This window comes from Streptomyces sp. NPDC000075 (genome assembly GCF_040301925.1).
Lineage (GTDB): Bacteria > Actinomycetota > Actinomycetes > Streptomycetales > Streptomycetaceae > Streptomyces > Streptomyces polychromogenes.
The window spans coordinates 181,579-206,625 of record NZ_JBEPFL010000003.1 but is presented as its reverse complement, the minus strand read 5'-3'; the positions used below and the strand labels follow the sequence as shown (position 1 = coordinate 206,625).

20 protein-coding genes, 2 tRNA genes and 1 pseudogene are annotated in these 25,047 nt (G+C 70.5%); 10 read left to right on the top strand and 13 right to left on the bottom strand.

Going from position 1 to position 25,047, the window contains the following annotated elements:
- Positions 1–104: 104 nt before the first annotated feature.
- Positions 105–3,260: an AfsR/SARP family transcriptional regulator gene (locus ABT403_RS05145; protein WP_425580205.1), complete on the top strand. Its 3,156-nt coding sequence runs from the start codon at positions 105–107 to the stop codon at positions 3,258–3,260.
- A gap of 76 nt (positions 3,261–3,336) precedes the next feature.
- On the opposite strand, the gene ABT403_RS05140 is transcribed toward ABT403_RS05145, so the two are convergent.
- The 3 genes from ABT403_RS05140 to ABT403_RS05130 form a co-directional block, all read right to left on the bottom strand.
- On the bottom strand, positions 3,337–3,510 hold the full coding sequence (locus tag ABT403_RS05140) for a hypothetical protein (protein WP_344160273.1): 174 nt from the start codon (positions 3,508–3,510) through the stop codon (positions 3,337–3,339).
- 163 nt (positions 3,511–3,673) lie between these two features.
- Positions 3,674–4,555 carry an ATP-grasp domain-containing protein gene (locus ABT403_RS05135; protein WP_344160276.1) on the bottom strand — a complete coding sequence of 294 codons (882 nt, stop codon included), beginning with the start codon at positions 4,553–4,555 and terminating at the stop codon, positions 3,674–3,676.
- Between the two features lie 296 nt (positions 4,556–4,851).
- Positions 4,852–4,924, bottom strand: a tRNA-Ala gene (locus ABT403_RS05130).
- Between the two features lie 161 nt (positions 4,925–5,085).
- Between ABT403_RS05130 and ABT403_RS05125 the strand changes: the two genes are divergently transcribed.
- Positions 5,086–5,634 (top strand): helix-turn-helix domain-containing protein, encoded by a 549-nt coding sequence (locus ABT403_RS05125; RefSeq protein WP_344160279.1) that lies wholly within the window; start codon positions 5,086–5,088, stop codon positions 5,632–5,634.
- Between the two features lie 483 nt (positions 5,635–6,117).
- Here ABT403_RS05125 and ABT403_RS05120 read toward each other — a convergent pair whose 3' ends face one another.
- From ABT403_RS05120 to dnaA, 10 genes and pseudogenes are all read right to left on the bottom strand, one after another.
- On the bottom strand, positions 6,118–6,252 hold the full coding sequence (locus ABT403_RS05120; RefSeq protein ID WP_208809277.1) for a DLW-39 family protein: 135 nt from the start codon (positions 6,250–6,252) through the stop codon (positions 6,118–6,120).
- 146 nt (positions 6,253–6,398) lie between these two features.
- Positions 6,399–6,472, bottom strand: a tRNA-Ile gene (locus ABT403_RS05115).
- Between the two features lie 94 nt (positions 6,473–6,566).
- Positions 6,567–7,253, bottom strand: coding sequence for a DUF3566 domain-containing protein (locus ABT403_RS05110; RefSeq protein ID WP_344160282.1), 687 nt, complete (start codon positions 7,251–7,253; stop codon positions 6,567–6,569).
- Between the two features lie 3 nt (positions 7,254–7,256).
- Entirely contained in the window at positions 7,257–9,869 is a 2,613-nt protein-coding gene (gyrA, locus tag ABT403_RS05105; RefSeq protein ID WP_344160285.1) for a DNA gyrase subunit A, read from the bottom strand.
- A 41-nt stretch (positions 9,870–9,910) separates the two neighbouring features.
- Positions 9,911–11,932 carry a DNA topoisomerase (ATP-hydrolyzing) subunit B gene (gene gyrB / locus ABT403_RS05100; protein WP_344160859.1) on the bottom strand — a complete coding sequence of 674 codons (2,022 nt, stop codon included), beginning with the start codon at positions 11,930–11,932 and terminating at the stop codon, positions 9,911–9,913.
- A 378-nt stretch (positions 11,933–12,310) separates the two neighbouring features.
- A complete protein-coding gene (locus ABT403_RS05095) occupies positions 12,311–12,838 on the bottom strand; it encodes a DciA family protein (protein ID WP_344160288.1) in 528 nt (175 codons plus the stop codon).
- Complete coding sequence (gene recF, locus ABT403_RS05090) at positions 12,835–13,971, bottom strand: DNA replication/repair protein RecF (protein ID WP_344160291.1); 1,137 nt, start codon at positions 13,969–13,971, stop codon at positions 12,835–12,837. Before recF ends, ABT403_RS05095 begins: the two co-directional genes overlap by 4 nt.
- A 64-nt stretch (positions 13,972–14,035) precedes the next feature.
- A complete protein-coding gene (gene gnd / locus ABT403_RS05085) occupies positions 14,036–14,911 on the bottom strand; it encodes a phosphogluconate dehydrogenase (NAD(+)-dependent, decarboxylating) (protein ID WP_344160294.1) in 876 nt (291 codons plus the stop codon).
- 195 nt (positions 14,912–15,106) lie between these two features.
- On the bottom strand, positions 15,107–16,237 hold the full coding sequence (gene dnaN, locus ABT403_RS05080; protein ID WP_344160297.1) for a DNA polymerase III subunit beta: 1,131 nt from the start codon (positions 16,235–16,237) through the stop codon (positions 15,107–15,109).
- Between the two features lie 874 nt (positions 16,238–17,111).
- A pseudogene (dnaA, locus tag ABT403_RS05075) lies at positions 17,112–18,512 on the bottom strand (chromosomal replication initiator protein DnaA); the annotation flags it as partial.
- A 729-nt stretch (positions 18,513–19,241) separates the two neighbouring features.
- Between dnaA and rpmH the strand changes: the two are divergent.
- The 8 genes from rpmH (at position 19,242) to ABT403_RS05035 (ending at position 24,997) form a co-directional block, all read left to right on the top strand.
- Complete coding sequence (gene rpmH, locus ABT403_RS05070; RefSeq protein WP_018547628.1) at positions 19,242–19,379, top strand: 50S ribosomal protein L34; 138 nt, start codon at positions 19,242–19,244, stop codon at positions 19,377–19,379.
- A 21-nt stretch (positions 19,380–19,400) separates the two neighbouring features.
- Positions 19,401–19,775 (top strand): ribonuclease P protein component, encoded by a 375-nt coding sequence (rnpA, locus tag ABT403_RS05065; RefSeq protein ID WP_344160305.1) that lies wholly within the window; start codon positions 19,401–19,403, stop codon positions 19,773–19,775.
- Positions 19,772–20,053: a membrane protein insertion efficiency factor YidD gene (gene yidD, locus ABT403_RS05060; RefSeq protein WP_425580207.1), complete on the top strand. Its 282-nt coding sequence runs from the start codon at positions 19,772–19,774 to the stop codon at positions 20,051–20,053. The genes rnpA and yidD overlap by 4 nt, the downstream gene beginning before the upstream one ends.
- 3 nt (positions 20,054–20,056) lie before the next feature.
- On the top strand, positions 20,057–21,163 hold the full coding sequence (gene yidC / locus ABT403_RS05055; protein ID WP_344160308.1) for a membrane protein insertase YidC: 1,107 nt from the start codon (positions 20,057–20,059) through the stop codon (positions 21,161–21,163).
- 14 nt (positions 21,164–21,177) lie between these two features.
- On the top strand, positions 21,178–21,690 hold the full coding sequence (locus ABT403_RS05050) for a Jag family protein (RefSeq protein ID WP_344160311.1): 513 nt from the start codon (positions 21,178–21,180) through the stop codon (positions 21,688–21,690).
- 116 nt (positions 21,691–21,806) lie between these two features.
- Complete coding sequence (rsmG, locus tag ABT403_RS05045; RefSeq protein ID WP_344160314.1) at positions 21,807–22,523, top strand: 16S rRNA (guanine(527)-N(7))-methyltransferase RsmG; 717 nt, start codon at positions 21,807–21,809, stop codon at positions 22,521–22,523.
- Between the two features lie 255 nt (positions 22,524–22,778).
- Positions 22,779–23,897, top strand: coding sequence for an AAA family ATPase (locus ABT403_RS05040; RefSeq protein ID WP_344160317.1), 1,119 nt, complete (start codon positions 22,779–22,781; stop codon positions 23,895–23,897).
- On the top strand, positions 23,894–24,997 hold the full coding sequence (locus tag ABT403_RS05035; protein WP_344160320.1) for a ParB/RepB/Spo0J family partition protein: 1,104 nt from the start codon (positions 23,894–23,896) through the stop codon (positions 24,995–24,997). Before ABT403_RS05040 ends, ABT403_RS05035 begins: the two co-directional genes overlap by 4 nt.
- The last annotated feature ends 50 nt before the right edge of the window (positions 24,998–25,047 follow it).

Sequence of the window (25,047 nt, the reverse complement as noted above, 5' to 3'; positions counted from 1 at the left end):
TTCCCTTCCCGGAGCCTTACCGCGTCACAGGGGAACCGCCTATGATCCCGTTGGCAAAGGCCCCTACCTGGGGATTTGTTGGCCTGGGGGGGTATCAGCTGTCGATGACCACGACAGAACCGGGGTCCGGAGGAAGACGCGAGGCGGTTCCGCAGAGGAATCCGCTCCGTTTCAACGTGCTCGGATCCCTTGAGAGTTGGGCCGCCGGGGGGCGGCTGAGGCTGGGCGGGGCGATCCAGGAACGGGTCCTGTCCATGCTGTTGCTGGAATCCGGCCGGGTGGTGACCGTCGCCCGGCTGGTCGAGGCCGCGTGGGAACAGGACCCACCTGCAACGGCCGCGCACCAGGTCCGCAAAGCCGTCGCCGACCTGCGCCGGCGCATCCCGGACGGCGGCGCGGTGATCGTCACCGACGGCCCCGGGTACCGGGCCGCCGTCACGGCCGGCCAGCTGGACCTGCTGGAGTTCGACGCACTCGTCCAGGCCGCCGGCCAGGCCGCCAAGGAGGGCCGCCTGACCACGGCCGCCGAGCGGCTGGCCTCCGCCCTGGCCCTGTGGCGCGGCCCCGTGCTGTCCGGCGCCGGCGGGTCGGTGATCGACGGCGCCGCGACCGCGCTGGAGGAGCGGCGGCTGTCCGCCGCCGAACAGTACTTCGGCCTGCGGCTCACGCTCGGGGAGAGCGGCGAGCTGGTGTCGGGGCTGCGCGCGCTGATCACCGAGCACCCGCTGCGGGAGACCCTGCGCGGGCAGCTGATGCTCGCCCTCTACCGCACGGGGCGGCAGGCCGAGGCGCTCCAGGAGTACGGGCGGGTGCGCGAGCTGCTCGTGGAGGAGCTCGGCATCGACCCGGGGCCCCAGCTGGCCAGGCTGTACGAGTCGATCCTGCGCGACGCCCCGGAACTGGCCGGCCCCGAGCGCCCGGCGCCCGAGGCCCGCGCCCCGGACCCGGAGCCCGCGCCCGCCCCGGTACCCGTCGCCGCAGCCGTAGCCGTGCAGGAGGCGCCGCCCGCCCCGGTCCCGGCGGCGCCCGCCGCCGAGGCCCCCTGCACGCTCCCCTACGACCTGCCCGACTTCACCGGCCGCGCCAAGGAGCTGAACGAGCTCTTCGCCTCCGTCCGGGAGGGCGGGGAGGGCGGCCCGGGGCAGGAGCGCTACTCCCGCATCGTCGCCATCGACGGCATGGGCGGCATGGGCAAGACCTCCCTCGCGGTCCGCGCCGCCCACCGGCTGGCCGACCGCTACCCGGACGGCCAGCTGCTGATCGACCTGCGCGGCTTCACCCCGGGCGAGACGCCCGTGACGCCGGCGTCCGCGCTGGACGGCCTGCTGCGCACCCTCGGCACGCCCGGCGACCGCATCCCCGAGGACCTGGAGGGCCGCGCCGCGCTGTGGCGGGCCACCCTGGACGGCCGGCGGATCCTGCTGCTGCTCGACAACGCCGTCGACGCCGCCCAGATCCGGCCCCTGCTCCCGGCCTCGCCGGGCTGCCTGGTGCTGGTCACGAGCCGGGCCCGGCTGCTGGACCTCGACGGGGTCGAGTGGGTCTCCATCGACCTGATGAAGCCCGAGGAGAGCACCGACCTGATGACGCAGACGCTCGGCGCGGCCCGCGTGGCCGCCGAGCCGGAGGCCGCCGCCGAACTGGCGGAGCTGTGCGGGCACCTCCCGCTGGCCCTGCGCATCGCCACCGCCCGGCTGCGCAACAGGCCGCGGTGGACGGTCCGTTACCTGGTCGAGCGGCTGCGGGACGAGACCCGCCGGATGGACGAGCTCAGCTCGGGCGAGCGCAGCGTCGCGGCGACGCTGCGGCTGTCGTACCTGGCGATGGACGAGAAGCACCGCACGGCCTTCCGCATCCTGAGCCTGCACCCGGGCGCCGACATCGACGTCCACACGGCGGCCGCGCTCCTCGGCGCGTCCGTCCGCGACGCCGAGGACACCCTGGAGTTCCTGCTCGACGTGCACCTCGTCCAGCAGCCCGACATCGGCCTCTACACCTTCCACGACCTGGTCCGCAGCTTCGCCCAGAGCCTGCGGGTCCCGGCGACGGAGGCCGCCGACGCGGCGGCGGTCGAGCGGCTGCTCGGCTACTACCTGACGGCGACGGACGCGGCCTGCGAGGTGCTGTTCCCGGGCCGTGAGCACCGGCCCACCGGCATCCAGCCGTACGAGGGCGAGCTCCCGGCCCTCGGGCGGGCGGAGCTGGCGGGCCGCTGGTTCGACCAGGAGCACGACGGCCTGCTGGCCGCGGTCGCCCTCGCGGACCGGCGCGGCCACGACCGCTACACGGCCTGCCTGAGCCGCAACCTCTCCTTCCACCTGCACGCGCGCGGCCGCTTCGACGAGTTCTGGAACCTCGGCCGCCTCGCCGTCGCCGCCGCCCGCCGGCTCGACGACCCGCACCTGCTGAGCGTCAGCCTGGCCAACCTGGGCGCCGCCTGCTGGAAGCTCGGCCGGTTCGAGGAGGGGCTGGAGGTCGCGGCGGAGGGAAGGGACACCGCCGTACGCCTCGGCGACCGGCACATCGAGGCGCACAGCGAGTCGACCATCGGCCTGCTGCTGTCGATGCTCGGCCAGTACGCGGCGGCCGTTCCCCTGATCGAGCGGGCCATCAACCTCGCCTCGGAGCTGGGGATCCGGCGCGAGGAGGCGGAGGGCCTGACCATGCTCAGCTCGCTGTACGAGCGCTGCGGCCTCTACGAGGAGGCCGCGGAGACCGCGCGGCGGGCGATCGGGATCAGCCGCGGGCTCGGCTATGAGGTCGGCGAGCTCATAGCCGTGACCGACCTGGCCTTCGCCCAGGCAGGACTGGGTGAGTACCGGGCGGCGGAGGAGTCCCTGAGGACCGCCCGCGCGCTGTGCGCGCGGAGCCGGGAACAGGCGGACGTCGCCCTCGTGCTCGCCCTGTCCGCCGAGGTCTCGGACCGCCTCGGCGCGTACGAGGAGGCCTCCGGGTACGCGGAGCAGGCCCTGGCGCTCGCCCGCTCGAGCGGTGCGCCGATCCGGCTGGCGAAGGTGGAGAACCTCCTGGGCCGGCTGTACGTCCGCCGGCGGGACCACGAGGCGGCGCGGGTCCTGCACGCCCACGCCCACAAGATCGCGTCGGCGATCCGCCTGCGGTCCGAGGAGGCCCGTGCGCTGACCGGCCTGGCCCTGGTCGCCGAGGCCGCCGGCGACCCGGCGACCGCCTCCGCACACCGGGCGGAGGCCGCGGAGCTGTTCGACGCCATGGGGATACCCGAGCAGCGCCGCGCGCACTGAGCCGGAACGCGGATGTGCCCCGCACCGGATACCGGTGCGGGGCACATCCGCGTACGGGATGCGGTTCGGCCCGTCGTCAGGGGGCGACAGCCGGGGAGGGGGCCGGGGAGGGGGCTGCCGGGCCACGCCCCTCGGCGAGGACCTCGTGACCGGCCGGGGCGCCCGTCTCCGAGGAGTGGACCGTGACCCCGAGTCCGAGGACCAGGGCCGCCGCGAAGATCCCGACCAGGCCCGTCAGCTTGCCGTTCATTGCCCATCCCCCTGATGTGTGCGGTGTGCGGTCCCCGGTGTGGGCCGGTGCCGCTTTCGACATCACTGAGACTGGGCCAGGGCGATCCCGAACCGTTCCCTTCCCGATACCTGTCCAACTCCCTTATCGGGATGGCCGGTTACCGCTGTCCGGTAACCACCCGTCAGACGGGTTCCACTTCTTCCTCCGGCCGGCGCGCGGGGTTCCCGTACGGTTCCCGCGCGGCCGCGATCCGCGATCCGCGGGCGGTGATCAGTACGTCCGTACGAGTGGTCCCTGACTCGTACCCGGCCAGGTCCAGCAGGGCCCGGACGGTCGCCCGCACCCCGGCCCGGTCCTCCTCGGAGAGGGGCTGCGCGTGGCCCTCGGCCGTGATGCCGGCGACCAGGTGCATCCCGCCCACGGAGAAGGTCTCCACGCTGAAGCGCGGCCCGGTCAGCAGCTCCTCGACGAGGTGCGGTCCGGGGTACCGGCCCACGACGGCCCGCCCGGCCCAGTCCGCGAGGGCCTCGTGGTCCCGTACCGGGGTCGTGTGCCAGGCACCCGACGCGTCGGCGGACTTGATCACCACCGGCAGCGGGAAGGCCTCCGCGAGGGCCCGGGCCTCCGCGACGGTGGCCGCCTCCTCGGCGCGCACGGCCGAGATCCCGCTGGCGTTCAGGACCCGCCGCATCGCCGCCGCGTCGGGCAGGCCGGGCACCGCCCCCTCCCGTTCCCGGCGCTCCCGCGCGAGCTCCCGGGCCACCGCCTCGGCGGCGTCCGGGGCCCCGCCCGTCAGGGCTCCGGGGAGGTAGAGGACGTGCCCGATCCCGTGGTGACGGGCCGTGTCCGTCAGGACGGCGCGCAGCGCGGCCGCGTCCGCGAAGTCCACGCGCAGGATCCGCTCGGGGGGCAGCTCCTCGCGGACGCCCCGCTCCACCTCCAGCCTGTGGTCCAGGGCCGCCCAGACCTCCAGACCCGCCGCGCGGGCCGCGCGTACGAGCCCCGGTCCGGGCATCACCAGCAGGGCCCGTCGCGCCCGCTGTGCCGTCTGGCTGTCACTCACCGTGTCCCCCTTCTCGGACTTCCCGGGAGATAGTGACGCCCCGCCTTCCCGATCAGATCCCTCGGCGGTCCTGGACGGCCGACGTCTTTTCCGGACTGTCCGGTTACGTACCGGCCGGGGTCCGCAGCCCGTCCAGCACCGCTCCATCCGCCTTCCGGGGTTCCTCCAGGGGGAACCGATCGGGACCGGGCGGGAGGACGGCCAAAGGACGGCGGGGGCCGGCGAAGCGCTGACGGAGGGGAGCCAAAACAAAACCCCCTGACCGGCGTTTCCGCAGGTCAGGGGGTTTTCTAGAGTGGAGCCTAGGAGATTCGAACTCCTGACATCTGCCTTGCAAAAGCAGCGCTCTACCAACTGAGCTAAGGCCCCGTGCGTCCGGACGCGGGCCCTCCCCGGGAGGGAGTGTCCGTTCCGCAGGACAGAGTACCCGGTGCACCCCCTCATCCCGCAAAATGATGGGGACTCCCGCCCCGCGACCACGCTCCGTAAGATGCTCGCGAGGTTCGCACCAGCGAAGGGGAGTAGTAAGAGTGGACGCAGTACAGCAAGAGGCCACCGCCAGAGCCCGGGAGCTTCAGCGCAGTTGGTACGGGGAGCCGCTCGGCGCCCTCTTCCGACGGCTCATAGACGACCTCGGCCTGAACCAGGCTCGCCTCGCTGCTGTCCTCGGACTGTCGGCGCCCATGCTGTCCCAGCTGATGAGCGGGCAGCGCGCCAAGATCGGCAACCCGGCCGTGGTCCAGCGGGTCCAGGCCCTCCAGGACCTCGCCGGACAGGTGGCGGACGGCAGCGTCAGCGCCGGCGAGGCCACCGACCGGATGGACGAGATCAAGAACACCCAGGGAGGGTCCGTCCTCAGCAACAGCACCCAGACCACGACGAGTTCCGGCGCCCCCACGGTCAAGCGGGTCGTCCGGGAGATCCAGTCGCTGCTGCGGTCGGTCTCCGCGGCCGGCGACATCATCGACGCGGCGAACGCCCTGGCCCCCAGCCACCCCGAACTGGCGGAGTTCCTCCGGGTGTACGGCGCGGGTCGCACGGCGGAGGCGGTGGCCCACTACGAGGCCCACCAGAACTGACCCACCGGGGTGACGGGGGGCGGGGGACGGGGCGGTACGGGGCACGGGGCGGTACGTCGCGGCCGAAGCGCTCCTGCGGGGCGCGGCCCCTGCTCCTGAGGTGCGTGCGCGGGCGGAGGACGCCGTCCACCGCTACGTCGTCGCCGCCCCGGGCCGGCTCGTCCCGCGGCAACTGCGCGGCGCCCGGCCGGACTTCCCGGCCCGATTCCGGGGGCACTGGTCGAACACTTCCCCGCCCACGGCATCCCCGAGGCCCCCGGAGGGCGTCCCGGCGCCGCTGTGGGACGTCGTCGCCGATCTCCCGCACCCGGACCCCCGAAACCGCTTCCGGACCGCCACAGGGGCACGCAAGGCCCTTGCCGAGGCCGCCCAGTTGATCCCCTCACCCCGAGCGGACCTCCGGCGGCGGCGCGGAGGGCCCCGGAACAGCACGAAGCCCCGGCTGCAGCGGCAGCCGGGGCTTCATGAGATCAAACGTGGGGCTCACACGCCGGAACCGGAAGGCACGGAGTCGGTAGCCTCCGTCCACAGGTCCTGCTCGGCGCGGTCCGCCTGGATCTGGCGGTACACGAGGAGCCCGCCGATGGCGGCCAGTGCGACCAGGAGCAGCTTCTTCACCGCGCGACCTCGTCTTTCGTTGACGTTGGGGACTTCTGGGCGCCAACAATACACACCGACCGATACCGATCGGTTATCTGGGAGCCCCCCGGACGGCCCAACGAAGAAGACCCCCGGGCCCGGGGGCCTGGGGGTCTTCTTCACTGTGGGGCTAACAGGATTTGAACCTGTGGCCTCATCCTTATCAGGGATGCGCTCTAACCAACTGAGCTATAGCCCCTCCGCGCCTGCGCGCTGACTCCTGAAGATTAGCGCACAGACGCAGTGGAACCCAAATCCGTTCCCGGCGGGCTTCCCGCAGGTCAGTCAGCGGGTCATTCGTCCTCGGCGAGCGTGAGCTCCACGCCGCCCACGAAGCCCGCCGACAGGTTGTAGATGAACGCGCCCAGCGTCGCCAGGGCGGTCATCAGCACGACGTCGATCACCGCGATCACCGAGGTGAAGATCAGCACGCGCGGCAGCGACAGGAACGACTGGAGGTCGAACCCGTTGCCCTCGTTCGATCCGGTGGCCTCGCTGATCGTCCCGCCGACCGTCGAGAAGATGCCCATGGCGTCCATGACCATCCACAGCACCGCCGACGCCACGATCGTGCAGACGCCGAGCGCGATGGACAGCAGGAAGCTGACCTTCATCACCGACCACGGGTCGGCCTTGGCCACCCGCAGCCGTGCCTTGCGCGTCCTGGGCGTCGTACGGACCGCCGGACGGGGTGCCCGCTGCGTACCCGGGCCCTGGGGGGCCGCGTACGCCTGCGGCGGGTGGTAGGGCTGCTCGGCCGCGTCCTTCTTCTTCGCGGCGGCGGCCGGCTTCTGCTTCTGCTTGGACTGGGACTGCGCCTCGGCCTGCGGCTCCGACTGCGGCCCCCGGGTGTCCGTCACGGTTCCCCCCCTGCCTTCGGCGGGGGTACCGGCGGTACCCCCGCCCTGGGATTCCGCGGCGGGGCCACGGGCACCGTTCGCTCCAGTCTTGGCCGGTCCGGCGCCCGTGGCTCCACTCACGACTTACTCCTCGTGCTCCCGATCCGGGGACGCTTCGCCCCCGGCGGCCTCGGCGGCCGTTCCCTCGGCTGCCGCGGCCTCGATCCCTGTCTCGATCTCGTCGACCTCGTCAGCTTCCTGACCGGCCTCGGCGTTGCGGGCGATACCCACCACGGCATCCCGCTTGCCCAGGTTGATCAGCTGGACGCCCATGGTGTCACGGCCCGTCTCCCTGACTTCGTTGACTCGCGTACGGATCACACCGCCGCCGAGCGTGATGGCGAGGATCTCGTCCGATTCGTCCACCACCAGCGCGCCGACGAGCGATCCGCGGTCCTCCACGATCTTGGCTGCCTTGATGCCCAGACCGCCACGGCCCTGGACGCGGTACTCGTCCACCGCGGTCCTCTTGGCGTAGCCGCCGTCGGTCGCGGTGAACACGAACGTACCCGGCCGGACAACGCTCATCGAGAGCAGTTCGTCACCCTCGCGGAAGCTCATGCCCTTCACACCGGAGGTGGCGCGGCCCATCGGGCGCAGCGCGTCGTCCGTCGCCGTGAAGCGGATGGACTGCGCCTTCTTGCTGATGAGCAGCAGGTCGTCCTCGGCGGACACCAGCTCGGCGCCGATCAGCTCGTCATCGCCGCCGTCCTCGGTCTCACGGAGGTTGATGGCGATGACACCGCCCGAGCGGGGCGAGTCGTAGTCCTTCAGCGCCGTCTTCTTCACCAGGCCGGCCTTGGTGGCCAGGATCAGGTAGGGCGCCGCCTCGTAGTCGCGGATCGCGAGGATCTGGGCGATCTTCTCGTCCGGCTGGAAGGCCAGCAGGTTCGCCACGTGCTGCCCGCGGGCGTCGCGGCCGGCGTCCGGGAGCTCGTAGGCCTTGGAGCGGTAGACGCGGCCCTTGTTCGTGAAGAACAGCAGCCAGTGGTGCGTGGTGGAGACGAAGAAGTGGTCGACCAGGTCGTCCTGCTTCAGCTTCGTGCCGCGCACGCCCTTGCCGCCGCGCTTCTGCGAGCGGTAGTCCTCGGTCTTGGTGCGCTTGACGTAACCGCCGTGCGTGATGGTGACGACGATGTCCTCTTCGGCGATCAGGTCCTCGATGGACATGTCACCGTCGAAGGGCACCAGCTTGGAGCGCCGGTCGTCGCCGTACTTCTCGACGATCGCGGCCAGTTCCTCGCTGACGATCGAGCGCTGCTTCTCCGGCGAGGCCAGGATCGCGTTGTACTCGTTGATCTTCGCCTGGAGCTCGTCGTGCTCGGCGACGATCTTCTGGCGCTCCAGGGCCGCCAGGCGGCGCAGCTGCATCTCCAGGATCGCGTTCGCCTGGATCTCGTCGATCTCCAGGAGGCCCATCAGGCCCTCGCGCGCGATCTCGACGGTGTTGCTGCGCCGGATGAGCGCGATGACCTCGTCGATGGCGTCCAGCGCCTTGAGCAGGCCGCGCAGGATGTGGGCCCGCTCCTCCGCCTTGCGCAGGCGGAAGCGCGTACGGCGGACGATGACCTCGATCTGGTGCTGCACCCAGTGGCGGATGAACGCGTCGATCGACAGGGTGCGCGGCACCCCGTCCACCAGCGCCAGCATGTTCGCGCCGAAGTTCGTCTGGAGGTCGGTGTGCTTGTACAGGTTGTTCAGCACGACCTTGGCGACGGCGTCGCGCTTGAGCACGATCACCAGGCGCTGGCCGGTCCGGGACGAGGTCTCGTCGCGGACGTCGGCGATGCCGCCGATCTTGCCGTCCTTGACCAGGTCGGCGATCTTCTGCGCCAGGTTGTCGGGGTTGGTCTGGTACGGGAGCTCGGTGACCACCAGGCACTGGCGGTTCTGGATCTCCTCGACCTCGACCACCGCGCGCATCGTGATGGAGCCGCGGCCGGTCCGGTACGCCTCCTCGATGCCCTTGCGGCCCACGACGAGGGCGCCGGTCGGGAAGTCCGGGCCCTTGATGCGCTCGATGAGCGCGTCCTGGAGCTCCTCGTGCGAGGCGTCCGGGTGCTCCAGCGCCCACTGGGCGCCGGCCGCGACCTCGCGCAGGTTGTGCGGCGGGATGTTGGTGGCCATACCGACGGCGATACCGGCGGAGCCGTTGACCAGCAGGTTCGGGAACCGCGCCGGCAGGACGGTGGGCTCCTGGTTGCGGCCGTCGTAGTTGTCCTGGAAGTCGACGGTCTCCTCGTCGATGTCCCGGAGCATCTCCATGGCCAGCGGCATGAGCTTGCACTCGGTGTACCGCATGGCGGCGGCCGGGTCGTTGCCCGGGGAGCCGAAGTTGCCGTTGGAGTCCACCAGCGGCATGCGCATCGACCACGGCTGGGCCAGGCGGACCAGGGCGTCGTAGATGGAGCTGTCACCGTGCGGGTGGTAGGTGCCCATGACGTCGCCGACGACGCGGGCGCACTTGTAGAAGCCCTTCTCGGGCCGGTAGCCGCCGTCGTACATCGCGTACAGCACACGACGGTGGACGGGCTTGAGGCCGTCCCGGACGTCGGGCAGCGCGCGGGAGACGATGACGGACATCGCGTAGTCGAGGTAGGAGCGCTGCATCTCCGTCTCGAGCCCGACGGGCTCGATGCGCAGCACGGGCTGCTCCTCCGCGGGATTCTCTGCGGTGGGGGTGGTTTCGTCGGCCATTGCCGGTCAGAAGTCCTTTCGGGCGGTCAGCGGAGGCCGACTCAGATGTCGAGGAAGCGGACGTCCTTGGCGTTGCGCTGGATGAAGGAACGCCGCGCCTCGACGTCCTCACCCATCAGCACCGAGAACAGGTCGTCGGCCTGCGCCGCGTCGTCCAGCGTGACCTGGCCGAGCACGCGGTGGTCCACGTCCATGGTGGTGACGCGCAGCTCCTCGGCGTTCATCTCGCCCAGACCCTTGAAGCGCTGGATCGAGTCTTCCTTGATGCGCTTGCCGTTCTGCTTGCCGAGCTCGACCAGGGCGTCGCGCTCGCGGTCCGAGTACGCGTACTCGAAGTCGTCGCGGCCCCACTTGATCTTGTACAGCGGCGGGCGGGACAGGTAGACGTGCCCGGCCTCGACCAGCGGACGCATGAAGCGGAAGAGGAAGGTCAGCAGCAGGGTGTTGATGTGCTGGCCGTCGACGTCGGCGTCCGCCATCAGGATGATCTTGTGATAGCGGAGCTTCTCGATGTCGAAGTCCTCGTGCACACCGGTGCCGAAGGCGCTGATCAGCGCCTGGACCTCGGTGTTCTGGAGGATCTTGTCGATGCGGGCCTTCTCGACGTTCAGGATCTTGCCGCGGATGGGCAGGATGGCCTGGTACATCGGGTTGCGGCCGGACTTCGCGGAGCCGCCGGCGGAGTCACCCTCGACGATGAAGATCTCGCACTTGGTCGGGTCGTTCGACTGGCAGTCCGACAGCTTGCCCGGCAGCGAGGCGCTCTCCAGCAGGCCCTTGCGGCGGGTCAGGTCGCGGGCCTTGCGGGCCGCGACGCGGGCCGTGGCCGCCTGGATGGCCTTGCGGACGATGTCCGCGGCCTCGACCGGGTTGCGGTCGAACCAGTCGTTCAGGTGCTCGTGGACCACCTTCTGCACGAAGGTCTTGGCCTCCGTGTTGCCCAGCTTGGTCTTGGTCTGGCCCTCGAACTGGGGCTCGCCCAGCTTGACCGAGATGATGGCCGTCAGACCCTCGCGGATGTCCTCGCCGGCGAGGTTGTCGTCCTTCTCGCGGAGCAGCTTCTTGTCACGCGCGTAGCGGTTGACCAGGCCGGTCAGCGCCGCGCGGAAGCCCTCTTCGTGCGTGCCGCCCTCGTGCGTGTGGATCGTGTTCGCGAAGGAGTACACGCCCTCGGTGTACTGCGAGTTCCACTGCATCGCGATCTCGACCGAGAGCATGCGCTCCTTGTCCTCGGCCTCGACGTCGATGACGGTCGGGTGGATCAGCTCGCCCTTGCGCGAGTTGAGGTACTTCACGAAGTCGACGATGCCGCCCTCGTAGAAGTACTTCACCGTGCGGGCGCTGGGCTCGGTCGCGTCCGCGTCGGGGTCGTCCGCGCCGACGGTGGCCTTCGCGGACTCACGCTCGTCGGTCAGCGTCAGGGTCAGGCCCTTGTTGAGGAAGGCCATCTCCTGGAAGCGCCGCGACAGCGTCTCGAAGGAGTACTCGGTGGTCTCGAAGATGTCGCCGTCGGCCCAGAACGTCACCGACGTGCCGGTCTCGTCGGTCTCCTCGTTCTTGGCCAGCGGGGCCGTCGGGACGCCCAGCTTGTAGTCCTGGGTCCAGCGGTGGCCGTCCGTCTTGACCTCGACCGCGACCTTGGTCGACAGGGCGTTCACGACGGAGACACCGACGCCGTGCAGACCGCCGGAGACGGCGTAGCCGCCGCCGCCGAACTTGCCGCCCGCGTGCAGGACGGTCAGGACGACCTCGACCGCGGGCTTGCCCTCGGACGGCACGATGCCGACCGGGATGCCTCGGCCGTTGTCCACCACGCGCACGCCGCCGTCGGCGAGGATCGTCACGTCGATGGTGTCCGCGTGCCCGGCCAGCGCCTCGTCGACCGAGTTGTCCACGACCTCGTAGACGAGGTGGTGCAGACCACGCTCGCCCGTGGAGCCGATGTACATGCCCGGCCGCTTGCGGACCGCGTCCAGGCCCTCGAGGACCTGGATCGCACTGGCGTCGTAATTCTTCTCGTTGGAGTCGCCGGAATCGGCCACGAAGCGCCCTTTCTGGCACAGCGCAGCCCGTACTCCGGACCAGCATGTGCGCCGGCGGGAGCGGCCGCGTCGATCTGCGTCGTCTGCGTTTGTTCGGTGTCACCCCGCGAATCCGGCGGGATTGTCTCCAGTCTACCGGTACCACTGACATGAATGGGGGTTTGCCGGTACCTGAGTCCGCATGTGCCGCCCTGAACCTCCTCTCTCCGACTCCCCATATCCGGGGAGGGGCTCCAAGAGGCTCACACGGGCGTCCAGCGCTTCGGCCTGTCAACCCACGGCTACGGTGAGGGACGCCGCATCGCCGGCCTTCGAATCCAGCCCCGCCGGCGTTTGAGGCGCGGGGTCTGGGGCGGAGCCCCAGGTCCCGGCGCAGCCGGGCTCATCCCGCAGGGGGGCTCAGCCCCAGGTGTCCCCAGGCCCCGAGCCACCCGGCGCCCGCAAGGGCCCGTACCGCTTCGGCCGCCCGCCCGGCCCCTGCACCTTGATCATCCGCACGGTCCCCTGCCCCAGCTCCGCGTTCAGCCGCGCCACCAGCTGCGGCGCGAGCAGCTTCAGCTGGGCCGCCCAGGCGGAGGAGTCGCAGCGGACCAGGAGCTCCCGGTCCTCGTACCGTTCCGGTTCGCAGTGCGCGGCGATCTCCGGGCCGACGATCTCCGCCCACCGCTCCATCACCCCGGCCACCGCGATCGGCATCTCCCAGCCGCGTTCGGTGCGCAGCCGGTCCAGCGCCGCCATCAGCGGCATCGGGTCCCGGCCGTCGGCCCGCGCGCCCGAGCGCAGCCCTGGCTGCTGCTGGCGCCTGCGGCCTCCCGCCGCGTTGCCGCGGGCCCGGGCCTGCTCGCGGGCGGCGGCCAGGGCCTGCCGGGCGAGGTCCACGCCGGAGGGCTCGGCGGCCTTCCGCTTCTGCTGTCCGTCGTCGCTCACAGCCGGGTCACCTCACCGCCGGACACCGCGAAGCGCGTCCCCGTCAGTACGTCCGGAACGTCGTCGTCCACCGCCGCCGTCACCAGGACCTGCTCGCCCGGGGCCACCAGTTCCGCGAGCCGCTCCCGGCGGCGGGCGTCCAGTTCCGCGAAGACGTCGTCGAGGATCAGGACGGGCTCGTTCCCCTCCGAGCGCAGCAGCTCGTACGAGGCCAGCCGCAGCGCCAGCGCGTACGACCAGGACTCGCCGTGGCTGGCGTACCCCTTGGCGGGGAGCGCGCCGAGGCTCAGGAGCACGTCGTCGCGGTGCGGCCCGACCAGGGTGACCCCGCGCTCGATCTCCTGCTTGCGCACCCCGGCGAGGCCTTCGAGCAGTACCTCGTAGAGCGCCTCGCGGGTGCGGGCCCCGCCGCCGTCGGCGTTCTCGCCGGCGGAGGACTTGTAGGCGAGCCCGAGCGGGCCGCCGCCGGGGGCGAGCTGTTCGTAGGCCTTGTCGGCCAGCGGCAGCAGGGTGGTGAGCAGGTCGAGGCGGTGGGCGAGGAGCTCGGCGCCCGCGCGCGCGAGGTGCTGGTCCCACACGTCGAGCGTGGACATGTCCATGGAGCGGCCGCCGTGCCGGCGGGCCATGGCCGCGGACTTCAGCAGGGTGTTGCGCTGCTTGAGCACCCGCTCGTAGTCGGAGCGGACGGCGGCCATGCGCGGGGAGCGGGCGGTGACGAGTTCGTCCAGGAACCGGCGCCGCTCGCCCGGGTCGCCCTTGACCAGGGCCAGGTCCTCGGGGGCGAACAGCACGGTCCGGACGATCCCCAGCACGTCCCGGGGCCTGACCTGCGAGGACCTGTTGATACGGGCCCGGTTGGCGCGGCCCGGGTTAAGCTCCAGCTCGACCAGCTGCTGCCGTTCGCCCTGGGTCACGGCGGCCCGGATGACGGCGCGGTCGGCGCCCATCCGCACGAGCGGGGCGTCGGAGGAGACACGGTGGCTGCCCAGGGTGGCCAGATACCCGACGGCCTCGACGAGGTTGGTCTTGCCCTGGCCGTTGGGGCCCACGAAAGCCGTGACGCCCGGGGCGAGGGGGACCTCGGCCCGGGCGTACGAGCGGAAGTCGGCCAACGAGAGATGCGAAACGTGCATACGGCGCCGACCTCCCCCGGCTTCCTGCTGCTGTGCTCTGTGGTGCTGTGGTGCTGTGGTGCGGTTACTTCTTCTCGACCGCGTGGCCGCCGAACTGGTTGCGCAGCGCCGCGATCATCTTCATCTGCGGGGAGTCGTCCTGGCGGGACGCGAAGCGGGCGAAGAGCGACGCGGTGATCGCCGGCAGCGGCACCGCGTTGTCGATCGCCGCCTCGACGGTCCAGCGGCCCTCGCCCGAGTCCTGGGCGAAGCCCTTGAGCTGGTCGAGGTGCTCGTCCTCGTCCAGCGCGTTGACGGCCAGGTCCAGCAGCCAGGAACGGATGACCGTGCCCTCCTGCCAGGACCGGAAGACCTCGCGGACGTCGGTGACCGAGTCCACCTTCTCCAGGAGCTCCCAGCCCTCGGCGTAGGCCTGCATCATGGCGTACTCGATGCCGTTGTGGACCATCTTCGCGAAGTGGCCCGCGCCGACCTTGCCGGCGTGCACGGCGCCGAAGTCACCCTCGGGCTTGAGGGCGTCGAAGACCGGCTGGACGGCCGCGACGTTCTTCTCGTCGCCGCCGTACATCAGCGCGTAGCCGTTCTCCAGGCCCCAGACGCCGCCGGAGACACCGCAGTCGACGAAGCCGATGCCCTTGGCCTCGAGCTCCGCGGCGTGCTTCTCGTCGTCCGTCCAGCGGGAGTTGCCGCCGTCGACGACGATGTCGCCGGGGGAGAGCAGCTCCGCCAGCTCGTCCACGGTGGACTGCGTCGCGGCGCCTGCCGGGACCATGACCCACACCACGCGGGGGGCCTGGAGGCTGTCCACAAGCTCCCGCAGGCTGTGGACATCGGCGAGGTCCGGGTTGCGGTCGTATCCGATGACGGTGTGGCCTGCGCGGCGGATGCGCTCGCGCATGTTGCCGCCCATCTTGCCGAGTCCGACGAGACCGAGCTCCATCAGGTGGGTTCCTTAAGCGTTGGGGCCGTCTGTATCGGGGCTCCCCGGGGACCGGTGGTTTCCGGCCGTTTTCTCCTGGGTCGCCCGCCGGGTCCGAGCCTACGCCGGGGCGTGGCGCGGGGCCGCTCCGCACGGCGCCGGGCCCGGAACCCGCTGTCGCGGTTCCGGGCCCGGCGGCGGCGTACGGGACGGACGTCAGCCGGAGAGGCGGACCGGCATGATCAGGTACTTGTAGGCCTCGTCCGCCTCGGCGTCGACCGCGGGACGGCCGCTGAGCAGGGCGGGCTTGGTCGAGGTGGTGAAGCTGAGCTGGGCGGCCGGCGAGTCGATCGCGCTCAGGCCGTCGAGCAGGAAGGTCGGGTTGAAGGCGATCGAGATGTCGTCACCCTCGAGCGTGGCGTCGACGCGCTCCACAGCCTGTGCATCGTCGCTGGACCCGGCCTCCAGGATGAGGACGCCCTGCTCGAAGCTGAGGCGGACCGGGGTGTTGCGCTCGGCGACCAGCGCCACGCGCTTGACGGCCTCGACGAACGGGGCGGTCTCGATCACGGCGACCGAGTTGAACTCCGTCGGGAAGAGCGTGCGGTACTTCGGCAGGTCACCCTCGAGCAGACGGGTGGTGGTGCGGCGGCCGGCGCCCTCGAAGCCGATGAGGCCCTCGCCCTGGCCGGAGCCGGAGAGCGCCAGGGTGACGGTGTCGCCGCTGGTGAGGGACTTGGCGGTGTCGAGGAGGGTCTTGGCGGGCACCAGGGCCACGGCCGAGGCGTCCGGGTTCTCCGGCTTCCACAGGAACTCGCGGACCGCGAAGCGGTAGCGGTCGGTGGAGGCCAGGGTGACGCGGTCGCCCTCGATCTCGATGCGGACACCGGTCAGCACGGGCAGCGTGTCGTCGCGGCCGGCGGCGATGGCCACCTGGGCGGCGGCGGAGGCGAAGACCTCACCCGGGACGGTGCCGGTGGCGGTGGGCATCTGCGGGAGCGCCGGGTATTCCTCCACAGGCAGGGTGTGGAGTGTGAACCGCGAGGAGCCGCAGACCACGGTCGCCCGTACACCGTCTGTGGAAATCTCCACCGGGCGGTTGGGGAGGGCGCGGCAGATGTCGGCGAGGAGCCGGCCGGAGACGAGGACCGTGCCGTCCTCCTCCACGTCGGCCTCGACGGAGACGCGGGCCGAGACCTCGTAGTCGAAGCCGGAGAGGGACAGGGTGCCGTCCTCGGCCTTGAGCAGCAGGCCCGCGAGGACGGGGACCGGCGGCCGGGCCGGGAGGCTGCGTGCGGCCCAGGCCACCGCCTCCGCGAGTACGTCGCGCTCCACCCGGATCTTCACCGGAACCGCCTCCTGCTGTTGCTCGCTCGTCTGCCGGCCTTCGTCGTCGGTCGTCGATGCCTCGACCGATGCCGGGGACCAGTCTGACGTACGGCGCCGACAGTCGTTGCGGCTGGCGGTCAAGTCGGGAGCGAGGCGCCGGGGCGGCCGTCCGACGAGTTGTGCACAGGACCTGCTTGAAAACCGAATCCGCGCTAACTGTCTATGGGGGTAGTAGTAGGGCCTGTGGAAACGGTGGAAAAGCTCGTTCTCGCAGGTCAGACCCAGTTTTTTATCCCCACACCCTGTGGGTGGCACCGGTGGACAACACGGTGTCTCTGTGGAGAAAGGAAAGTTCTGCACAGGTCGTCCCCAGGGGACCCCCACTACTCCACAGGTGTGTCCCCAGTTTTTCCCCAGAAGTCCACAGCCCAAACGTCGACATCCGTGTGACGGCTTTCACTCTTGACGGTGAGGGAAGGGGGCCGGTTGCCGAACAGTGGACAACCGTGTGGAGAACCGTCGGGAACCTGTGCACAGGATGCACCAACCTGTGAGTCGGCGGTGGACAGAGGAGTGGATGAGCCTGTGGATGATTTTTCTGTCCACAGGCTGTGGATGGCGCTTGCGCACAATTCCACAGCGGCCTGACCTGGGCTGATGATCCCTCAACCAGCACTCCTGTGGACAGATTGTGGGTGAGGACCGCTGTCCTCAGGCTGTGGACGGAAGAAAGTTGGGGAATCTGTGGACAACCTCCCCTCCTGGGGGCGTATTCGAACAGAGCAGGGGCGCACGAACGACGAAGGGCGCCCCCGGTTCGATCCGGGAGCGCCCTGACAGGAGGTTTCCCTGCGGTCGCGGAGCCCCCTGACACGCCTGCCGGGGGCCGTCGTCAGCCGTTCTTGATGCGGTTGGTGAGCTCCGTGACCTGGTTGTAGATGGACCGGCGTTCGGCCATCAGGGCGCGGATCTTGCGGTCCGCGTGCATGACGGTCGTGTGGTCGCGGCCGCCGAACTGGGCCCCGATCTTCGGCAGGGACAGGTCGGTGAGCTCCCGGCACAGGTACATGGCGATCTGCCGCGCCGTCACCAGCACCCGGCTGCGCGAGGATCCGCACAGGTCGTCCACGGTCAGCCCGAAGTAGTCCGCGGTGGCCGCCATGATGTCGGCGGCGGTGATCTCCGGCGCGCTGTCCTCGCCGCCGGGGATCAGGTTCTTCAGGACGTCCTCGGTCAGGCCCAGGTCCACCGGCTGCCGGTTGAGGCTCGCGAACGCCGTCACCCGGATCAGCGCCCCCTCCAGCTCGCGGATGTTGCGCGAGATCCGGGAGGCGATGAACTCCAGCACCTCCGGCGGGGCGTTGAGCTGCTCCTGGACGGCCTTCTTGCGCAGGATCGCGATCCGGGTCTCCAGCTCGGGCGGCTGGACGTCGGTGATCAGGCCCCACTCGAAGCGGTTGCGGAGCCGGTCCTCCAGGGTGACGAGCTGCTTGGGCGGCCGGTCGGAGGAGAGCACGATCTGCTTGTTGGCGTTGTGGAGCGTGTTGAAGGTGTGGAAGAACTCCTCCTGCGTCGACTCCTTGCTCGCGAGGAACTGGATGTCGTCGACGAGGAGGATGTCCATCTCGCGGTAACGCTTGCGGAAGGCGTCGCCCTTGCCGTCGCGGATGGAGTTGATGAACTCGTTGGTGAACTCCTCCGAGCTCACGTACCGCACCCGGGTGCCGGGGTAGAGGCTCCGCGCGTAGTGCCCGATGGCGTGCAGCAGGTGCGTCTTGCCGAGACCCGACTCCCCGTAGATGAAGAGGGGGTTGTACGCCTTCGCCGGCGCCTCGGCCACGGCCACCGCGGCGGCGTGCGCGAAGCGGTTCGATGCACCGATGACGAAGGTGTCGAAGAGGTACTTCGGGTTCAGCCGGGCGGTCGGCTCCAGCGGGCCCGAGGTGGAGCCGCCGGACGGGGCCGACGGCGGCGGCGCGGGCGTCGGCCGGGCCGGGCGCGGCGCGGGCTGCTCGTAGGACTGCTGCTCGTACGACGGCTGCTCGTACTTCTGGGGCTCGTACTGCGGCTGCTCGTAGGAGGAGGGCTCGTACTTCTGCTGCTCGTAGCCGCCCTGGTCGTAGCCGCCGGGCTCCGGCTGCTGGAGGTAGCCGGGCTGCGGGGAGGCGTACGGGTCGCGCTCGGGGAAGCGCTGCTGCTGCCAGCCGTAGTCGTCCTGTCCGCCGCGCGGCCAGGCGCCGGGCTCAGGGCGCGGCTGCTGGTACTCCGGGTAGGCGGGGCGGGCGGTGGGCAGCTGCTCCTCGCCGGGGCCGGCGCCGGGGCGCGGGCCGCCGTACGGCTCGTAGGAGTCGCGGGAGGGGGCGGGCGGGGCGGGGGGCGCGGGCTCGCCGGCGGAGTCGTCCACGGTGATGGCGATCCGGATCGGGCGGCCGCACTCGCGGCTGAGGGCGTCGCTGATCAGCGGGGCGAGGCGGCCCTCGAGGACCCGCTTGCCCCATTCATTGGGGACGGCGAGCAGGGCGGTGTCGGCGACGAGGGCCAGTGGCTGGCAGCGTTCCACCCACTGCTTGTCCTTCGGCTCGATCCCCTGCTGACCCTCCCCGAGCAGCTTCTCGAGCACGCGTGGCCACACTGCGGCAAGATCGGCAGGTACGTCAGCCACAGAGCACGCTCTCTCACAGGTCCCGCGTCCCACGAATGTGTGGTTCTTTGGGACGGTCGGGACAAAAAATCAGGGATCAGGCAACGGTAGTCAGCCCGGTGGCTGCGGTTCAAGTCGTTGTCCACAGCCTGTGCACAGTGTGGGGCAGAGGGCGCTCGGTTTGACCGGATGGCGTAGCCCCGCGTACCGTAGCGAGGTCGAGTTGTCGATGGCTGCTGCCGCCTGCCTACCGATGGGCGAAGATCACTAATTGTGATCAATTAGCGGTGTCCACTCGGGCGAACACGCGAGTTCCTCGTGGGCGCACGGTGACAGCCAGGCGATGTACCGCCACAACGATTCATTCTCTGGAGCCCCCGAGTGAGCAAGCGCACCTTCCAGCCGAACAACCGCCGTCGTGCCAAGACCCACGGCTTCCGTCTGCGTATGCGTACCCGCGCCGGCCGCGCCATCCTGGCGAACCGCCGCAGCAAGGGCCGCGCCGCCCTCTCCGCGTAACAACGCGCAGGTCGTGACGTCGTGCTGTCTCCCGAAAATCGGCTGAGGCGGCGCGAGGACTTCGCGAGCGCGGTACGCCGAGGACGCCGGGCCGGTCGCCCGCTCCTCGTCGTCCACCTACGTACCAGCGGTGCCACGGACCCGCACGAGCCGGGGGAGACTGATCCCTCGCCGCGTGCGGGTTTCGTCGTCAGCAAGGCCGTCGGCGTCGCCGTCGTCCGGAACCGGGTCAAGCGCCGCCTGCGCCACCTCGTGCGCGACCGGCTGGCCCAGCTGCCCGCCGGTAGCCTGGTAGTGGTGCGGGCCCTGCCCGGAGCGGGTGACGCCGGCGTCGACGAGCTGGCCCGCGACCTGGACGCCGCTCTGGCGCGGCTGCTGGGAGGCGCGGCTCGATGAAGTACCCGCTGCTCGTTTTGATCAAGCTGTACCAGTGGACGATCAGTCCGCTGCTCGGGCCGGTGTGCCGCTATTACCCGTCGTGCTCGCACTACGGGTTCACGGCCATCGACCGGCATGGTGCGGTGAAGGGGACGGTCCTGACCGCCTGGCGGATCCTGCGGTGCAACCCGTGGTCCCCCGGTGGTGTGGACCACGTCCCACCCCGTAAACGCCCGCGTTGGCACGAGCAGCTGCGCAGTGCGTTGCGTAGATCTCGCAATGCTCAAGGAGCCTGATTAGTGGACACGATTGCCAGTCTGTTCAGCTTTATCACCACACCCGTGTCGTGGATCATCGTCCAGTTCCACAAGCTGTACGGGGCGATCTTCGGTGCGGACAGTGGGTGGGCCTGGGGCCTGTCCATCGTGTCCCTGGTGGTCCTGATCCGCATCTGCCTGATCCCGCTCTTCGTCAAGCAGATCAAGGCGACGCGCGGCATGCAGGCGCTCCAGCCGAAGATGAAGGCGATCCAGGAGCGCTACAAGAACGACAAGCAGCGTCAGTCCGAAGAGATGATGAAGCTGTACAAGGAGACGGGCACCAACCCGCTCTCCTCGTGCCTTCCCATCCTGGCGCAGTCCCCGTTCTTCTTCGCGCTGTACCACGTGCTCGCGGCCATCGCCAACGGCAAGACCATCGGCGTGATCAACCAGTCGCTGCTGGAGAGCGCCCGTCAGGCGCACATCTTCGGCGCCCCGCTGGCCGCCAAGTTCATGGACAGCAGCGAGAAGGTCGCGAGCCTCAACGCCTCGATCACCGACGTGCGCATCGTGACCGCCGTCATGATCGTCCTGATGTCGCTGTCGCAGTTCTACACGCAGCGCCAGCTGATGCAGAAGAACGTCGACCTCTCGGTCAAGACGCCGTTCATGCAGCAGCAGAAGATGCTGATGTACATCTTCCCGCTGATCTTCGCCTTCATGGGCATCAACTTCCCCGTCGGCGTCCTCGTCTACTGGCTGACCACCAACGTGTGGACCATGGGCCAGCAGATGTACGTGATCAACCAGAACCCGACGCCGGGCAGCAAGGCGCAGGACCAGTACCTGACCCGTCTCCTGAAGCACGTCTCCACCCACGGGAACGTCAAGGGCCGGGGCAAGAAGAAGATCGTCGCGGCGATCGTGGCCAAGGGCCCGGACCGCAACGACAACGAGCGCAAGTTCATCACCGCGCTGTCGAAGCAGGGCATGGCCGCCCAGGCGGACGGCTCCGTGATCAAGAGTTCTGAGGCCACGGCGGACGCCGACGCGGCGAGCGGCGGTGTCGCGACGAAGCGGCAGCAGCCGAAGCGGCAGACGAAGTCGAAGCGTCAGACGCCCCCCAGCAAGCCCTCCAAGAAGTAGAAGGAGTCCCTCCCGTGACGGAAGGCACCACCACCGCCGCCGCTGAGAGTGGCGACACCCTCACCCGCCTCGAGCAGGAGGGCGAGATCGCGGCCGACTATCTCGAGGGGCTGCTGGACATCGCCGACCTGGACGGCGACATCGACATGGACGTCGAGGCCGACCGCGCCTCGGTGTCGATCGTCAGTGACGCGGGCGGCCGCGACCTGCAGAAGCTTGTGGGCCGCGACGGTGAGGTCCTGGAGGCCCTTCAGGAGCTGACCCGCCTCGCGGTGCACCGGGAGACCGGGGACCGCAGCCGGCTGATGCTCGACATCGCCGGCTTCCGGGCGAAGAAGCGCGCGGAGCTCGCGGCCGTGGGCGCCAAGGCCGCCGCAGACGTGAAGGCCTCGGGCGAGCCGCTGAAGCTGGCTCCGATGACCCCGTTCGAGCGCAAGGTCGTCCACGACGCCGTGGCGGCCGCCGGTCTCAAGAGCGAGTCCGAGGGCGAGGAGCCGCAGCGCTTCGTCGTTGTGCTTCCGGCCTGACCGGAATGTTGTGAGTCGGCCCCGCCTGTGTCGCAGGCGGGGCCGATGTTTGTAAGCCTGGCAGTTGAACGACCACGGTTTCAGCGTGAGCGGTTCTGTACGGAAGGACGGTCCCCGTGACGGAGGCAGCAGAGCTTCCCCCGGCGCCTGAAGAGGCGCGCGCGGTGTTCGGTGAGTTTTTCCCGGAAGCTGTGCGGTATGCGGAGCTGCTCGCGGACGCGGGTGTCAAACGAGGCCTCATCGGTCCTCGTGAGGTTCCCCGGCTGTGGGAGCGGCACCTGCTGAACTGCGCGGTGCTCTCCGAGGTGGTGCCCGCCGGCGTCACCGTGTGCGACGTGGGCTCGGGCGCCGGTCTGCCCGGCATCCCGCTCGCCCTGGTCCGGCGGGACCTGAAGATCACCCTGCTGGAGCCGCTGCTGCGCCGGACGACCTTCCTCCAGGAGGCCGTCGAGCTGCTGGGGCTGGACCACGTCACCGTGGTGCGCGGCCGGGCCGAGGAAGTGCTGGGCAAGGTCCAGCCCGTGCACGTGGTCACCGCCCGCGCGGTCGCCCCGCTGGACCGGCTGGCGGGCTGGGGCGTGCCCCTGCTGCGGCCCTACGGCGAGATGCTGGCGCTCAAGGGCGATACCGCCGAGGAGGAGCTGGTGTCGGCGAAGGCCGCCCTCAGCCGGCTCGGTGTGGTGAAGACCTCAGTGCTCCAGGTCGGCGAGGGCGTGGTCGATCCCATGTCCACGGTGGTCCGGGTGGAGGTCGGCGAGAGCCCCGGCGGGGTGCGCTTCGCGGCCAAGCGGGCCAAGGCGGCGCGGGTCGGACGGACGCGCCGACGCCGCTGACGCCCGGGCCGGGGGCGCGATCCGAGGTGGGTTGCGCCCTATAGGTATGGATTTCGGAGTGTCGTAGTGGGCTGAAGACTCCGTCCCGGCATCGTGTTTCACGTGAAACGTCGCTCTCTGCTGCACGGAATCATCAGCCGCGGCCGGGCTGCCTCGGCCCCCCGTCCCCGCCGCGACGCGGGGGTGACGGAGTTGTCCACAACGGTGGATTCATCCACAGGAGCACGGGCCCCGCTGGTTCGCGAGCCGGGTGGCATGGCAGGCTCTGTTCATCGCGAGCCCGCTGCCGAGGAGAGTGACACCGTGCGGTCCGACGCCAACCTCGCGGGGCCGATGGCCGATCCGGTCCCCGGTCCCCGCTCTGAACCCCCAGGCGACGATGTTTCGCTGGGCGCACCCCCGGCGATGGCCGGGGCGGAAGCGCCCTCACCCCTCGTCGACAACGACGAGGACACCCCCCTCGTCCGTGCCGCACAGCTGGCGGTGGACAGCATCGGCCGTTCCGGTGTCCCCCTGCCCCGGCCTGCGGAGACCCGGATCATGGTGGTCGCCAACCAGAAGGGCGGCGTGGGCAAGACCACGACGACCGTGAACCTGGCGGCCTCCCTGGCCCAGCACGGTGCGCGGGTCCTCGTGATCGACCTCGACCCGCAGGGCAACGCCTCCACGGCGCTGGGGATCGACCACCACGCGGACGTGCCCTCCATCTACGACGTGCTCGTCGACAGCCGGCCCCTGCTGGAGGTCGTCCAGCCGGTGGTGGACGTGGAGGGCCTCTTCTGCGCCCCGGCCACCATCGACCTGGCGGGTGCCGAGATCGAGCTGGTCTCCCTGGTGGCCCGCGAGAGCCGGCTCCAGCGCGCGATCCAGGCGTACGAGCAGCCGCTCGACTACATCCTGATCGACTGCCCGCCCTCCCTGGGCCTGCTGACCGTGAACGCCCTGGTGGCGGGCGCGGAGGTACTGATCCCGATCCAGTGCGAGTACTACGCGCTGGAGGGGCTGGGCCAGCTCCTGCGCAACGTCGACCTGGTGCGGGCCCACCTGAACCCGACCCTGCACGTGTCCACCATCCTGCTGACCATGTACGACGGCAGGACCAGGCTGGCCTCGCAGGTGGCGGAGGAGGTGCGCACCCACTTCGGCAAGGAGGTGCTGCGCACCAGCATCCCGAGGTCGGTGCGTATCTCGGAGGCCCCGAGCTATGGGCAGACGGTCCTCACGTACGACCCGGGTTCCAGTGGTGCCCTCTCCTACATGGAGGCGGCGCGGGAGATCGCGCTCCGGGGAGCCGGAATCCATTACGACGCCCAGAACGCCCACATGGGCGCGGGCATGAACAGCACGCAGAGCATGGCGGAGGGGATCCAGTGAGTGAGCGACGTAGGGGTCTGGGGCGGGGGCTCGGCGCGCTGATCCCGGCCGCTCCCCAGGAGAAGGCGCCGGTGGTGGGCGCGGGGTCGACGTCCCCGTCGGCCGTACCGGTACTGACGTCGGAGCGGGGCATCGCCGCGGCGAAGCTCGCCGCTCTGAGCCAGAGCACGGGGACACCCCCAGCGGTAGCCGGGGATGTTTCACGTGAAACATCGGTGCCGGGCGAGTCGGTCAACGTGCCGGCGCCGGAGGAGGTGGCCGGGGCGACCTTCGCGGAGCTTCCGCTGGACGCCATCACCCCGAACCCGAAGCAGCCGCGTGAGGTGTTCGACGAGGACGCCCTCGCGGAGCTGGTGACCTCGATCCGGACGGTGGGTCTGCTCCAGCCGGTGGTGGTCCGGCAGGCAGGGGCCCCCGGACGCTACGAACTCGTCATGGGCGAGCGGCGCTGGCGCGCCTGCCGTGAGGCGGGACTGGAGAGCATCCCCGCGATCATCCGGGCGACGGACGACGAGAAGCTCCTTCTCGACGCCCTCCTGGAGAACCTGCACCGGGCGCAGCTGAACCCGCTGGAGGAGGCGGCCGCCTACGACCAGCTCCTCCGGGAGTTCAACTGCACCCACGACCAGCTGGCGGACCGGATCGGGCGCTCGCGGCCCCAGGTCTCCAACACCCTCCGACTGCTGAAGCTCTCGCCCCAGGTGCAGCGCCGGGTGGCGGCCGGGGTGCTCTCGGCGGGTCACGCGCGGGCCCTGCTGGCGGTGGAGGACACCGAGGAGCAGGACCGTCTGGCGCACCGGATCGTGGCCGAGGGGCTCTCGGTCCGTGCGATCGAGGAGATCGTCGCCCTGCTGGGCTCGGAGCCGTCGGGCACGGTGAAGCCCAAGGGTCCGCGGGCCGGGGGCCGGGTGTCTCCGGCGCTGAGCGAGCTGGCGACGCGGCTGTCGGACCGGTTCGAGACGCGGGTGAAGGTGGATCTGGGCCAGAAGAAGGGCAAGATCACCGTCGAGTTCGCGTCGATGGAGGACCTTGAGCGGATCCTGGGGACCCTGGCGCCGGGCGAGGGCCGGGTGCTGGAGCAGGGCCTCTCCGGGGAGTAGCCCGTCCCCTCCCGCTTTCCCACTGCCCCCTGTTTCTCGAGATGTCCACC